The sequence below is a fragment of the Acidithiobacillus thiooxidans ATCC 19377 genome (genome assembly GCF_009662475.1).
In the GTDB taxonomy this organism is placed as follows: domain Bacteria; phylum Pseudomonadota; class Gammaproteobacteria; order Acidithiobacillales; family Acidithiobacillaceae; genus Acidithiobacillus; species Acidithiobacillus thiooxidans.
In genome coordinates this window covers 2,632,523-2,646,166 of the sequence record NZ_CP045571.1, presented here as the reverse complement: position 1 = coordinate 2,646,166, position 13,644 = coordinate 2,632,523, and the positions used below count along the sequence as shown (strand labels likewise).

The 13,644-nt window shown below is 54.6% G+C and carries 10 protein-coding genes; all 10 read right to left on the bottom strand.

The annotated features are described in order from the left end of the window. Positions 1-7: 7 nt before the first annotated feature. Positions 8-4,435: a glutamate synthase large subunit gene (gltB, locus tag GCD22_RS13935; protein ID WP_153940845.1), complete on the bottom strand. Its 4,428-nt coding sequence runs from the start codon at positions 4,433-4,435 to the stop codon at positions 8-10. Positions 4,436-4,541: 106 nt separating this feature from the next. Next, on the bottom strand, positions 4,542-5,723 hold the full coding sequence (locus GCD22_RS13930; RefSeq protein ID WP_031574508.1) for a deoxyguanosinetriphosphate triphosphohydrolase: 1,182 nt from the start codon (positions 5,721-5,723) through the stop codon (positions 4,542-4,544). Continuing rightward, positions 5,704-6,546 carry an FAD-dependent thymidylate synthase gene (gene thyX / locus GCD22_RS13925; protein ID WP_031574511.1) on the bottom strand — a complete coding sequence of 281 codons (843 nt, stop codon included), beginning with the start codon at positions 6,544-6,546 and terminating at the stop codon, positions 5,704-5,706. The genes GCD22_RS13930 and thyX overlap by 20 nt, the downstream gene beginning before the upstream one ends. Continuing rightward, positions 6,543-7,634 (bottom strand): 3-dehydroquinate synthase, encoded by a 1,092-nt coding sequence (gene aroB, locus GCD22_RS13920; protein ID WP_024893859.1) that lies wholly within the window; start codon positions 7,632-7,634, stop codon positions 6,543-6,545. The genes thyX and aroB overlap by 4 nt, the downstream gene beginning before the upstream one ends. A 79-nt stretch (positions 7,635-7,713) precedes the next feature. Next, on the bottom strand, positions 7,714-8,235 hold the full coding sequence (locus GCD22_RS13915; RefSeq protein ID WP_024893860.1) for a shikimate kinase: 522 nt from the start codon (positions 8,233-8,235) through the stop codon (positions 7,714-7,716). Then, positions 8,232-10,568: a type IV pilus secretin PilQ gene (locus GCD22_RS13910; RefSeq protein ID WP_176212027.1), complete on the bottom strand. Its 2,337-nt coding sequence runs from the start codon at positions 10,566-10,568 to the stop codon at positions 8,232-8,234. The genes GCD22_RS13915 and GCD22_RS13910 overlap by 4 nt, the downstream gene beginning before the upstream one ends. A gap of 44 nt (positions 10,569-10,612) precedes the next feature. After that, positions 10,613-11,185, bottom strand: coding sequence for a pilus assembly protein PilP (locus tag GCD22_RS13905; RefSeq protein WP_031574517.1), 573 nt, complete (start codon positions 11,183-11,185; stop codon positions 10,613-10,615). Further along, positions 11,182-11,832 carry a type IV pilus inner membrane component PilO gene (locus tag GCD22_RS13900; RefSeq protein WP_031574520.1) on the bottom strand — a complete coding sequence of 217 codons (651 nt, stop codon included), beginning with the start codon at positions 11,830-11,832 and terminating at the stop codon, positions 11,182-11,184. Before GCD22_RS13900 ends, GCD22_RS13905 begins: the two co-directional genes overlap by 4 nt. After that, a complete protein-coding gene (locus GCD22_RS13895) occupies positions 11,829-12,422 on the bottom strand; it encodes a PilN domain-containing protein (RefSeq protein ID WP_031574523.1) in 594 nt (197 codons plus the stop codon). Before GCD22_RS13895 ends, GCD22_RS13900 begins: the two co-directional genes overlap by 4 nt. Beyond that, the gene (gene pilM / locus GCD22_RS13890; RefSeq protein ID WP_153940844.1) at positions 12,419-13,483 is read right to left on the bottom strand and encodes a type IV pilus assembly protein PilM; all 1,065 of its coding nucleotides are present in this window, start codon (positions 13,481-13,483) and stop codon (positions 12,419-12,421) included. The genes GCD22_RS13895 and pilM overlap by 4 nt, the downstream gene beginning before the upstream one ends. Positions 13,484-13,644 lie beyond the last annotated feature (161 nt).

Here is a 13,644-nt window from a genome sequence, read left to right as displayed (position 1 = left end):
CTGAGAATCAGCTGGCTTCTTCCAGCAGAACATCCAGCTTCGCTGCCTTGGGCACCACGAGCCAGACATCACGAATGAAATGAGACCAGTCTTTCAGCAGGCTGGCGGCGTAGCTGCTGCCGGTTTGGGCAACGTGGGTTTCGACATGACGGCGGAGCAGGGCCGCATAGCCGCGCATGGATTCGGTCTCGATGCGGTGACAGTTGACCAGTTCGCCATTGACCTGATCGGCGAACTGCCGGGCCTGATCGCGGACAAAAGCGAGACCACCTGTCATGCCCGCACCAAAATTGACACCCACGGAGCCGAGAATGATGACCTGGCCTCCGGTCATGTACTCGCAGGCATGATCCCCTGCGCCTTCAATGACGGCAATGGCCCCGGAATTGCGCACTGCAAAGCGTTCTCCGGCGCGCCCTGCGGCAAACAGGCGCCCACCTGTGGCGCCATACAGGCAGGTGTTGCCGACAATGGCCGAGTCCTGGCTGGCATAACTGGTCCCTGCCGGGGGGGCAATGACAATGGTGCCGCCGTTCATGGCCTTGCCCACATAATCATTGGCATCCCCATGCAGTTGCAGGGTTACACCCTGCACGCAGAAGGCACCAAAAGACTGACCGGCCGTGCCCGTCAGTTCCACATGAATGCTGTCTTCTGGCAGGCCGCTATTCCCGTAACGGCGCGCAATTTCTCCGGACAGGCGGGCACCAATGGAGCGATTGACGTTGCGGATCGGATAGTGCAAACGGGTGGGAATTTTGTCTTCCAGTGCCGGACGGGCATCCTTGACCATCTGTTCAGCCAGTTCACCCTGATCAAAGGGCGGATTGCGGTCCTGGGTGTGGAAGTTGACATCAGCATTACGCAGCTCTGCATTGGCGAGCAGTGGCAACAAATTCAGACGTTCCTGCTTTTCAGTCTGGGCTCCACCGATTTCCAGCAACTGGCTGGCGCCAATCAGTTCATCAAAGCGGCGGATGCCCAACTGCGCCATGATCTGACGGGCTTCTTCGGCCACAAAGCGGAAATAATTGATGGCCATTTCCGGCAGACCGGTGAAATGCTTGCGCAGGGTTTCATCCTGGGTGGCAATGCCGGTAGCGCAGTTGTTGAGATGGCAAATACGTAGGTATTTGCAGCCCAGGGCAATCATCGGCGCAGTGCCAAAGCCAAAGCTTTCTGCACCCAGTAAGGCCCCCTTGATGACATCCAGACCGGTTTTGAAACCACCATCAGCCTGCAGGCGTACCCGATGCCGCAACTGGTTGCGACGCAGGGTGACCTGGGTTTCGGCAAGTCCCAGTTCCCAGGGGGATCCGGCATATTTGACCGAGGTCAGCGGGCTGGCGCCGGTGCCACCATCATAACCGGCAATGGTAATGCGATCGGCATAAGCCTTGGCCACACCCGCAGCAATGGTGCCGACACCCGCTTCGGAAACCAGTTTGACGGACACATAAGCCTGGGGATTGATCTGCTTCAGATCAAAAATGAGTTGAGCCAGATCTTCAATGGAGTAAATATCGTGGTGGGGCGGGGGGCTGATCAGGGCCACGCCTTCCTTGGCATAACGCAACCGGGCAATGATGCCACTGACTTTGTGACCGGGCAGTTGACCCCCTTCACCGGGTTTGGCTCCCTGGGCAACCTTGATCTGCAATTCTTCGGCATTGACCGCATACTCTGGCGTCACGCCAAAACGCCCAGAAGCAATCTGCTTGATTTTGCTGACCTTGTTGTTGTGGTAGCGGGCAGGATCTTCGCCGCCTTCACCCGAGTTGGAGCGCCCACCAATGCTGTTCATGGCGATCGCCAGGGCTTCGTGGGCTTCCGGCGACAGTGCCCCCAGAGACATGGCTGCTGTATCAAAACGCGGAGTAATGGATTCAATGGCCTCCACTTCGCTGAGGGGGATGGGTTGCGCAGTGCTTTTCAGTTGCAGCAAATCCCGCAAGTTGGTGACCGGACGTTCGTTGACCAACCCTGCAAACACCTGGTAATCCTCATAGCGTCCGGATTTGACGGCTGTTTGCAGGCTTTGGACGACATCAGGATGGTAGGCATGATACTCACCCCCATTCACATATTTCAGTAGTCCACCCACGGGCAGGGTTTTTCTGGGAATGTAGGCATCGCGCACCTGCTGGCGGATATCGGCTTCGAGCAGTTCAAAACTGGCCCCGGCAATCCGGCTGACAGTACCCTTGAAGCACCGCTCCACCACCAGTTCATCCAGACCCAGGGCTTCAAAAAGCTGGGTACTGCGATAGGAGGCGAGGGTGGATATGCCCATTTTCGAGAGGATTTTGTAGAGCCCCTTGTCGATGCCCTTGCGATAATTTTCCAGGGCCTTGACCAGGGTCAGGGGCTGACTGAAGGCGTGCCGTTCGCTGAGGCTGCGGACAATGGCATAGGCGAGGTAAGGGTAGACGGCGGTCGCACCATAGCCAATCAGGGTGGCAAATTGATGGGGATCGCGGGCATGCGCCGTGGCTACGACAATGTTGGCTCGGGTCCGTAGGCCCGCATCAATGAGTGCATGATGAACAGCCCCTACTGCCATGAGCGCCGGAATGTAAAGGCGATCCCGCTCCAGAGCATGATCGGACAGCACCAGAATGACGGCACCATGGCGGACGGCGGTAATTACTTCTTCACAGAGCGCTTCAATGGCCCCACCCAGGTTGCTGTCTGTGGCAGAATAGCAGAGGCTGAAAGTCTGGCTGCGAAAGGCCGGTTCTTCACGACTGGTCAAAGCGACAAAAGTACTATCGGAAAGAATCGGTGAATGAATTTCGATGCGGCGGGCATATTCGGGACGCTCTGCGAACAGATTGCTTTCGCTGCCAATCACCGTATTCAGGGACATTACCAGGGCTTCACGCAGGGGATCAATGGGAGGATTGGTGACCTGCGCAAACTGCTGGCGGAAATAATCGGCAATGTGGCGTTTCTGCCGGGAAAGTACCGCCATGGGGGTGTCGTCGCCCATGGAGCCCACCGCTTCCTGAGCGCCTTCGGCGAGAATGCGGATGACCTGATCTTCTTCCTCAAAACTGACGCCAAAGGCCTTTTCGCTGAGCAGCAGGTCGGTAACGGGCAGGGCCGGGGTCAGATCATGGTCATCGCGATGCAGATGCTCCGCAAATTCATCCAGCCATTCCCGATAAGGATGACTGTTCATGATTTCGGTATCGATGCTTTCCGAGTCGAGGAAGCGTCCGCTCGCCATATCTACCGCGACCAACTGGCCGGGTCCGACCCGCCCCTGCACGGCAATGTCCTGATGCTGGTAGTCGAAAACGCCTACTTCCGAAGCAATGTTGATGATGCGGTCTTTGGTGATGACATAACGCGCGGGCCGCAAACCATTGCGATCCAAAGCGCAGGCGGCGATGCGGCCGGTGTTCAGAACCAGACCGGCGGGGCCATCCCAGGCTTCCATGCGCATGGAGTGATATTCATAAAAAGCCCGCAGAGCCGGTTCCATATGCGGAACATTGTGCCAGGCCGGGGGCACCAGCAGGCGGATGGCCTTGAAGAAATCCATGCCGCCCTGCACCAGCAGCTCCAGCATGTTGTCGAGACTGAAGGAATCACTGCCACCGCCTACGGCCGGAAGTACCTCAGCCATGGGCAGCAGGTCACTGTGCAATTGCGCTTCCCGGGCCTTAGCCCAGAGTCGATTACCCTGCACCGTATTCAGTTCGCCATTATGGGCGAGAATGCGGAAAGGTTGGCAAAGGCGCCACTCCGGCCAGGTGTTGGTGGAAAATCGCTGATGATAGGTGACCAGTGCCGAGCTGAAGCGCGCGTCGCGCAGGTCGGGATAAAATACTGGAAGATTTTCCGGAAGGACCAGGCCCTTATAGCCGATTACCTGAGAAGAACAGGTGACGGCAAAAAATTGCGGGTCTGCGACGAAACGCTTTTCTACCCGGCGACGCAGGCGATACAACAGCCGCTCATGCGTATCCACGTCCTGATCTTCGGGCAGGCCGACAAATACCTGCCAGACGGCGGGCAAGCTGCTCAGGGCTTCTTCTCCGCATGCCGAGTTGTCGGTCGGTACCTGCCGCCAGGCAACACTGCTCAGGCCGAGATCCCGGGCTTCTGCATCTAATGCATCACGGATGGTCTGGGCAAGGGTGGCGTCCCGGGGCAGAAAAAACTGACCCACACCAAAATGTTCAGGAAGCTTAATCCCCATTTCCGCAGCAACGCTGTGGAAGAACGCGCGCGGCATCTGGACCAGCAGGCCGCAGCCGTCGCCACTTTTACCATCAGCGGCTACTGCACCGCGATGCGTCAGGCGGGCCAGTGAGGCAATGGCCGTGGCGACAATAGCATGGCTGGCCTGATTATCCATCTGGGCAATCAGCCCGAAGCCGCAGGAATCTCTTTCAAAGTCGGAGGAGTATAAGCTTTGCGTCATTAGGTCACCTGGTCCGTTCCGTCACCCTGTCGCTGAACTGCAAAGCAGGGCTGGACATTATAGCGGGCTTATGGACGAGCTCCAAGAGGCGCAGGAGGGCCGATTGTCAGGCCTCCCCGTGGGGATCAAAGAGCCGGTCATATTCAGCAATGGCAAAACGGTCGGTCATGCCGGCAATGTAATCAGCGACTATGCGGGCCTTGCTTTTGTCCTGCTGATCCGTGGCCTGAATGCGTGCCTGATACTTTAAGGGAAGCAGGCGGGGATCTTCGCGCAGGGTGTGAAAAAGACGGCGCACCAGGCGTTTGGCTTTTTCCGCCTGCCGGTGAACCCGGGGGTGCCGATACATGCGATGAAACAGAAAGCTTTTCAGCGACTTGATTTGGCCAGCGATTTCCGGGCTGTGAGCCGCCAGTGGCCGGGTACTGGCCCGGACCTCGGCAATGCTGGTGATATGATTACTCTGGATACGCTGTCGCGTTTCCGCAACCAGGTCATTAATCAGCAGATTGATCAGGCGCCTGCCGGTTTCGTGACGGAGAATGGTTTTAGAAGCCTCCGGATACCGATCCTGTACTTCGGAATAGATCGAGCCGTACAAACTGTTGCTGCACAGTTCCTGCAAATCCAGCAGGCCCGCGCGCAGGCCATCGTCAATATCGTGATTATTGTAGGCGATTTCATCGGCCAGATTGGTGATTTGCGCTTCCAGGGAAGGTTGGGTACCGCGCAGAAAACGCTCGCCCACATCGCCCAGATCGGCGGCTTTGCTTTTGGCGCAATGTTTGAGAATACCTTCCCGGGTCTCAAAACTCAGGTTCAGACCGGGGAAATCGCCATAACGGACTTCGAGACGGTCCACAATCCGCAGCGACTGAATATTGTGCTCGAAGCCGCCGAGATCGTCCATGCATTCCTGCAGGGCATCCTGTCCGGCGTGACCAAAGGGGGTATGGCCGAGATCGTGGGCCAGGGCGATGGCTTCTACCAGATCTTCATCGAGTCCCAGCTGCCGGGCAATGGCACGCCCAACCTGCGCGACTTCAAGGGTGTGGGTGAGGCGGGTACGATACAAATCTCCCTCATGATTGACGAACACCTGGGTTTTATACTCCAGACGGCGAAAAGCGCTGGAATGAATGACCCGGTCGCGGTCGCGCTGAAAGGGGCTGCGGCTTTCCGGAGGCGTTTCGGGATGTTTGCGGCCCAGGCTGCTTTCGGCACGGGCGGCGTAGGGGGCCAGCATCCCCTGAAAAACGCTGCCTTGATTATTCTGCACGACCGGCATGCTCCTCGCTGGGCGGGGATTGTTCCGACTCGTCGATGACCCGCTGCATGGTTTCTGCCAGCAATGGCAGGCGGGCGGCAAAAAGCGCATAGGCCGCATCTGCATATTCGCGGATTTCATACTGGGCATCTTTTTTGCGCCGCAATTTGAAAAAATTCATGAGGCTACGAAAGTTGATGGTCCAATACACATCCGAGTAGGCAGCAACCGGCATGACGTTACGGAGAAGCTCCCGGGCACGGCCCCGATAAGGGTCACGACCGCCTTCCTTGGGTGCCAGTTCGCCGGATTCGCGGGCCTGATCAATACGTGTGCAGGCAGCGCTGTACTGGGTTTCATACCACCGGAAAAGTTGACCCATCAGGGCTTCGTATTCGGACATCACCGTATCGTCCAAAACGGCATAACCATCTACCGTGCGTGCCGACTCATCAGGAATATAGGCAACAGAGATGGGCTTGCGGTAACGCATGGAAAATTCATTCCAGCTGGAAACCCGGTGTTTGACCCATTGGCGGAGCACAAAAATGGGCGCAATAAAGCGAAAACGGAAGTAGATGGTTTCAAAGGGGGTGCCATGTTGATCGCGGAGCAACTGGTAGAGCAGATTGCGATCGCGCTCGTTAAAGTCATGACCATTTTTCAGGCGTTGATTGGTCGTACTGATGCGGGCGGTATTGATGATGGTGGCTTCATCTCCCCAGCTTTCCTCCAGCTCGATGAAGCCAAAATTACCAATGCGCCGGGTTCCCCCGGGATTGAGAGCCATGCGCTGTGTCATTTCTGCCTGCAATTCTGCAGTGGCCTTGTTGATTTCGTTCATGCACTACGCTCCATAAAAGCCTGCAGGGTCTGGATAATGGCCGCAGGCGGCACATCGCCGGTAATCAGGGCGTTGCCAATGCTATTGAGAAGAATGAAGCGGATTTGACCGCCTTCCGCTTTTTTATCGACTTTCATGAAATCCAGATAGACGGAAGTTTCCAGGCGTGGGGCCAGAGTAGGGAGTCCCGCTGCCTTGATCAATTTGAAAATGCGATTTTGTTCGCTTTCCCGCAGCAAATCCAGACGTCGGGACAGATCAGCGGCCATGACCATTCCGATAGCTACGGCTTCGCCATGCAGATAATGTCCGTAACCACTGGCGGCTTCAATGGCATGGCCAAAAGTGTGACCAAAATTCAAAATGGCGCGCAGCCCCCCTTCCAGCTCGTCCCTGGCGACCACATCCGCCTTGTCCCGGCAGGAGGTTTTGATGATTTTTGCCAGGGCTTCGGTGTCGCGGGCGAGCACGGCATCCAGGTTGTCTTCCAGCCAGGAAAAAAAACCGGGATCATTAATCAATCCGTATTTGATCACTTCGGCAAGACCTGAACGAAACTCCCGTTCTGGCAGGCTATCGAGGGTGTCTGTATCGACGATGACCGTGCGGGGTTGATAAAACGCACCGATCATGTTTTTACCCAGAGGATGATTGACGCCGGTTTTTCCACCCACGGAAGAATCCACCATGGCCAGCAGGGTGGTGGGAATTTGCACACAGGCCACGCCGCGTTGATAAACGGCAGCAGCAAAGCCGGTGATATCACCCACCACCCCACCGCCCAGCGCGCAGAGTGTACAGTCGCGACCATAACCGGCACTGAGCAGATGCCCGGCGATGAGCTGGATATTGTCGAGAGACTTGCTTTCTTCCCCCGCTGGCAGGGTGATGACCAGTGAATCCTTGTTCAGGGCCTTCAGGGTGTTTTGCAGGGCCTGCAGATAAAGTGGCGCGACATTCGTGTCGGTAATGATGGCGACCGGTCCCTTACTCAAAACCGGAGCGAAGAAGGTTGTGTCGCCGATAATGCCGCTGCCAATATGAATGGAGTAGCTGCGCTGACCAAGTTCTACACGAAGACTTTGCATATAATCTGAGCTCTTGTGGGCGGGTTTACCCTTCCATTGTTGAGTTTCTTGGGCCTGCAGGCAAGAGGGGCGTCCTCATTTAACCTGTTTGTGTGTGTAAATACCTTAAAATTCGCCGTAATACCTGATCTGAGCGCAGGCCATCACCGCTCACCCGCCAATGGGCGGTCTGCTGGTAAAGGCTGCTTCTTTGCTGGGCGAGGCTGCGCAGACGACTTTCCAGGTCTGAAGTTTGCAGCAAAGGACGGTTACGGTCGTGGCGGACTCTTTTTAACTGTTCTTCTACGCTGACATCCAGATAAATTACCTGACCCTTGTGGCGCAGATGAACGCGGTTGCGGGGATCGAGAATAGCACCGCCGCCAGTGGCAAGGACCATATCCTGATTGTGCTCAGCCAGATCGGCAATGACTTTCGCTTCGCGCTCGCGAAAGCCGGCTTCTCCCTCAATTTCAAAAATAGTGGGTATGTCCACGCCCGTTTGGGTGACGATCAGTTGGTCACTGTCAACGTAGGGAATACGTAAACGGGCGGCCAGAAGCCGCCCGATGGTCGATTTGCCCGAGCCCATCGGCCCGATCAGAATGACCGTTCCGGTCATTGTCCGAGATTGCTATCGCCGTCGGCACCCGCGAGGCCGTCCTGGGCGTCACCGCCCACAACTTTGGGGGTGATGAACACCAGTAATTCGGTTTTGGCGACGCTGTCAACGTTACTTTTGAAGAGCCAGCCCAGCAGCGGAATATCTTTCAATAGAGGTATACCTGTCTGGTTGTGATTGGTGGTGTCCGTATAAATACCGCCAATAACGATGGTCTGTCCATTGTTGACCAGCAGTTTGGTTTTGACTTCCTGAGTCTGGATGGGAATACCGGAAGGCAAGGCATTGGCGTAATTGGGCTGATTGTTTTTGGCGTCCACATCCAGGGTGATTTTGCCGTTGGGTGAAATATGCGGCGTCACATCCAGACTCAATTCGGCTTTTTTGAAGGAAACCGAAGTGGCGCCACTGCTGGTGGATTGCTGATAGGGGATTTCCTGACCCTGAGAAATGACTGCCTTTTCATTATCCTCAGTCATGACTTTCGGACTGGAGATGATTTTGGCGCGGTTATTCACCTGCAGGGCCTGCAATTGCAGGTTCAGAATGCGATTACCTGCAGCCGTTCCCAGGGCAAAGCCCAGAGAAGCTGGGCTAGCACTGGCCAAGGCCGTACCCGCATTGGAAGCAGCGAGATTGGCAAGAGCCGGTACGGTGAAGCCCGTGCCGGTCGTAGAACTGGAACTGCTGCCGCCCTGGATGGGATATGCACCACCCTGGGTTTCCGTTGTGCCCGTGGCTCCGGTTCCGGAAAGATTGACGACGCCACCTGCACCGTTGGAGGTATAGGTGCCACCCCAGTTGACGCCCAGAGAATGCGCCGCACTGGTGGTTATCTGGACAATGCGCGCCTCAATCAGGACTTGCGGTACGGGCTTGTCGATTTTGGCAATCAGTTTTTTGATATTTTCAATGTCTCGCGGGGTATCCCGGACCAGCAGGCTGTTGGTCCTCGTTACTACGGCCACGGAGCCGCGTGGGCCAAGCAGGGAGTTACCGATAATGCTGGATTTTGGCAGTCCAAGGGCGTTTGCCAGAGATTGTTGTTGATAGCTGCTCATCTGATCGTCAGGGGCACCAGGTTGCTTGTTCTGGTCAAAACCTTCCAGCAGTGAAGCAATACTCGAGGCCTTGGCGTACTTGATCTGAATGAGCTGGGTTTCCAAAGGTTCCAGCTTGCGCTTGCTGGCATCGGCTTTAAGTTCCGCCTCTTCCTGGCTGGTAATCTGGTTGGCGGGCGCCACCCAGAGGATATTGCCAATGTGTTTGACCGCCAATCCCTGAGATTCGAGAATGACCTTGAAAGCCTGTTCCCAGGGTTCATTTTTCAAACGGATGGAAAGGCTGCCCGTCACATTATTGGAAACCACAATATTCTGGTGGGTGAAGTCGGCAATAACCTGCAAGGCATCCCGTACGCTGATGTTCTGGAAATCCATGCTCAGACGGGCGCTATCCTTGGGATTCTCAACCGCACTTTCGGTCTTGGGATGCACATCAATCATGGTCTGCTGACCCAGTTGATAAGCCGAGTATTCATAGGGACCATGAATGGCAAATACCAGGCGGGTATTCCGGCCAATAGGATAACTATCCACAAACTGTACCGGAGTGCCGAACTGGGTCACCCCAAAGCGATGGGTGTAGCTGGCGGGTAAGGTCGTGTTTTTGAGTTCAACCACCAGTTTGCCATCTTCCCGGGTAACGTTCATTTCCGGTTGCGGTCCGGTGATGGATAAATCCAGAATACCGCCACCCTGTTTGCCGCGCTTGAAATTCAGGCCATTGACCTGAGTGCCGTAGGTCATGACCGGAGCAGGAGCTGCTGCGGGACTTGCCATGACAGTAGCAGGACTGGATACCTCTGTTGCGCTTGAGGTCGCTGCCGGGGCAGGAGCTGCTGCAGGTGCGGTGCTGTCGACAAACGCCAGGCGATAACCGCCAACTGTAGGTTCTATCATGACTGCCTGGGGAGATTTCAGCAGCAGGTCCAGCCGAGCATTATGTCCCTCGTTTTCGGTCAGTACATTTTGTACTGCTCCGCTACCCATGACGGTGCCCACAGAGGGCAGAAAGTGCGCGTTGGTGAAATCGATTTGAACCCTATACCCGCCGTTAAGGGTATTGACATCATAGGCAGGGCGCGAATCACTATGAATGATGAAAGCGGTACCATGTTGATCCGGGCTGGGCGTGATGCTGCTGATAAGACTTTCCGCCCAGGCTGCCCCAGAGCTCAGGCTGAGTGCCGCAGCCAAAATGGCGCCGGTTAATGGACGCAGGCGCGGATGACGGCTACTGAGTGGAAGCTGGGCATTGTTTGCTGTGCGCATCTTTTTGTATTCCTCTGTATTCTTCGGGGTCAGGCTCGTCATGTTCAGTTACCACCCTGCATGTGTAAAACGGTCTGTTGTTTTTTGTAACCACCAAAAGCATTGGGTAAATATTGCTCAACAGTGACAGATTGTTTGCCCATCCTGTCGTCAATGCCCGTTATGCGTCCGTCATGTGTTCCGATGTAGCTACCCAATGTCGCGCGATATACTTTTGAGTCTGGAGCCGCAATGACGGCCCAGAGCTGTCCGTTAGCAGTACGCATGATGCCGCTGACGCTCAGGCTGGAAAGTGCATATTTCTCGAGGGGTTGAACAGGGCCATGAGAAGCCGGACGAGGGCCGGTATCTTCACTGGCGGCTTCCTTGCGCAGCAGCATTTCGGAAAAGCTGGTAAATGGATCATGATTGGCCGGGTTATTATAGGCAGTAGGCTGATAAGCCGGAGTTTTGGGCAAGGGCGTAATGTGATGGTTGGTTTTTGGTCCGTTGGCCACAAACTCCCGTAAATGACTTAAGTTATCGCTGTCCGAGCAGCCCGCCAGCAAAGTGATGGCGACGCTGAAAGCCAGAATATGACGGGTTTTTATATAGAAATTCGCTCGGATTGGTTTCATGGCTTACCCCCGGCCTGGTTATTATTGCTTTTGTCTCCGCTATCCAGATAACGATAAGTGGTTGCCGTACATTGCATGGTCAGCTGCTGGGCAGCAAGGGCCTTGGCGGCAGGTGTGCTACCGGTATCAGGAACCCGGGTAATATCAATCCCGCTGATAGTGACGATGCGGGGCATGGCAGCTACTGCTGCAGCAAAACGTCCGATGTCATTATAGGTACCAACCACTTTCAGTTTTACCGGAATTTCAGCGTAAAAATTCTTGTTGATTTCACCAGTGGGTTGAAACAGCTCAAAATCCAGCCCCCGGCTGCGTCCTGCCAAAGTCACATCATCCAGGAGTGATGGAATCTGGGTCCGGTTTGGAAGCTGTTCCAGAAACTTCTGAAACCGCACATTCATTTCCTTGATTTGTGCTTGATAGGCCGGTAACGATGCCGCCAGTAGCTGCTTTTGCCTGATCTGGATTTTCAGGCTCTGTTCCTGAGTATGCAGCGCATCGTATTTGTCGTTTTCCGGGGAGATGAATTCAAACCAGACGACAATGCCCAAAATCACGATAATGATGGCAATGGCAATCAATTTGGTTTTTAGCGGCCAGCGGAGGACGTCATCCACCTGCAAATTACGAATTTCGTCGAAAGTCACGGCTGGACCTCCTGTGTGCCCGTTGTCTGAGCGCTTTTATCGGCTGCGGTGGGTTTGCGGATGTTCATTTGTAAGGTGAACTGTCCAACCTCCTCGGAACCCAGTTTGGATTTGCTGATAATGTTTAACTGCGGTTCGGTAAATATTTTGGAGGCATCAATATTCCGCATAAAAGCGGCTACCTGATCATTATCTTCCGCATAACCATTCACGGTCATGGAATTTCCGGATTGCTGTAAATGGGTCAGAAAAACACCATTGGGGGTTTCTGCGGCCAGGGTATTGAAAACCTGTACTACCATATCCCGTTTATCCTGAAGATCGGTGATGATACCTTCTCTGGCGAGTAATTCATCCCGTTTTTTGCGGAGGTCGGCAATGGACGCGATTTTGCTGTCCAGTTGTGTGGTTACACCCTGCAGGTAATTGACTTTGGTCTGTTCACTGGCGACCCGGGCACTGAAAATGCTGTAAATTCCATAATAAAAAAGTGCTGCCAGCAAAAGAATGCCGAGGAGTGCGGCGGCCAGGAACTGGCTGCGTTTGGTGCGGCGCGCTTCGCGATAGGGAAGCAGGTTGATGCGAATCATGCCGAAATCCTCCGCAAAGCCAGACCACAGGCAACCGCCAGGGATGAGCGATCGGAGTCCATAAAACGCCTGCTGATTTGGGGTGAAATTTCCATGCCAGCAAAGGGATCGGGGACCAAGACCGGAAAACTGACCATTTGCCGTAACTGGTCGGCCAGTTGTGGAATTTTTGCACCTACTCCAAAAAGGTGGACGGCTGCTGTGGGTACGTCGGGCATGCTGGCCTGAAAAAAATCCAGAGAACGGAAAAGTTCCTGAGCCATATTGCGGGCAAAAGGCTGAAGCACTTCTTTTTCGTATTCTGGTGGGAGTCCGCCAAAACGCTCCATGCGCTGGGCGTCGTTACTGTCGAGATTATAGCGGCGCTGAATTTCTTCCAGTAGTCGGCTCAGACCAAAATTATGTTCCCGGGAATATACGGGATGTCCATCCTGAAAGACGTAAATGTTGGTAGTGATACTGCCGATTTCTACTAGAACAATGCCTTTGCCAGCTTGGTTAACGGTTTTGGTATTTGCTCCATTCAGATGCTCATGAAGTAACCACAGTGCAAACGGTTTGACATCGACAATCTGTGGCTTCAAGCCTGCCTCTTCGAGAACTGCTGCGCGATCTTCAATAGCTTCTTTTTTGCTGGCAACCAGCAAAACGTGATTGAAGCCCTTGCGCGTCTCATCTGGACCAAGAACAGAAAAATCAAAATTCACGGCATCAATACTGTAGGGGATGTATTGACTGCCTCCGTAGCGGATCTGGTCTTCGATCCCGACTTCGTCCAGATCAGCCGGCAGGGAAATGACTTTGACAATGGCGGTATTGGCGGGAAGGGCTGTAGCAACAGCCTTGGTACGAATGCGTGAACGTTCCAGAATAGTGCGCAGGGCGCGGGAAACGGCTTCAGTATCCAGAATATCCCGATCACTGACCGCTCCTGGCGGTAATGTCTCGGAATCAGCGTGCTCCACCCGGATTTTTCCACGGCTTTGGGCCAGCGAAACGAGCTTTACGGCATCAGAGCTGATATCCAGGCCCAGCAAAGGAGAACTTGGTATGCTTAGCACGTCTATTCCTTTTTTATGGTCTGACAAATGTTACAATCATTGCCTTGCAAATTAAGTTGATGAAACGTATGCATGGCTAGTATCTTTTTCGCAACTTGCGGTGGAAATTAGCAGCATTCCGGATTCTGTCAAGGCGCGAGACTACAAATAGTTACTCTTGT

What these genes read in the sequence shown, in the direction of transcription:
- aroB (WP_024893859.1), bottom strand. Translation starts at nt 7,634, where the DNA reads ATGCAAAGTCTTCGTGTAGAACTTGGTCAGCGCAGCTACTCCATTCAT.
- thyX (WP_031574511.1), bottom strand. Translation starts at nt 6,546, where the DNA reads ATGAACGAAATCAACAAGGCCACTGCAGAATTGCAGGCAGAAATGACA.
- GCD22_RS13930 (WP_031574508.1), bottom strand. Translation starts at nt 5,723, where the DNA reads ATGCCGGTCGTGCAGAATAATCAAGGCAGCGTTTTTCAGGGGATGCTG.
- GCD22_RS13915 (WP_024893860.1), bottom strand. Translation starts at nt 8,235, where the DNA reads ATGACCGGAACGGTCATTCTGATCGGGCCGATGGGCTCGGGCAAATCG.
- GCD22_RS13895 (WP_031574523.1), bottom strand. Translation starts at nt 12,422, where the DNA reads ATGATTCGCATCAACCTGCTTCCCTATCGCGAAGCGCGCCGCACCAAA.
- gltB (WP_153940845.1), bottom strand. Translation starts at nt 4,435, where the DNA reads ATGACGCAAAGCTTATACTCCTCCGACTTTGAAAGAGATTCCTGCGGC.
- GCD22_RS13910 (WP_176212027.1), bottom strand. Translation starts at nt 10,568, where the DNA reads ATGCGCACAGCAAACAATGCCCAGCTTCCACTCAGTAGCCGTCATCCG.
- GCD22_RS13905 (WP_031574517.1), bottom strand. Translation starts at nt 11,185, where the DNA reads ATGAAACCAATCCGAGCGAATTTCTATATAAAAACCCGTCATATTCTG.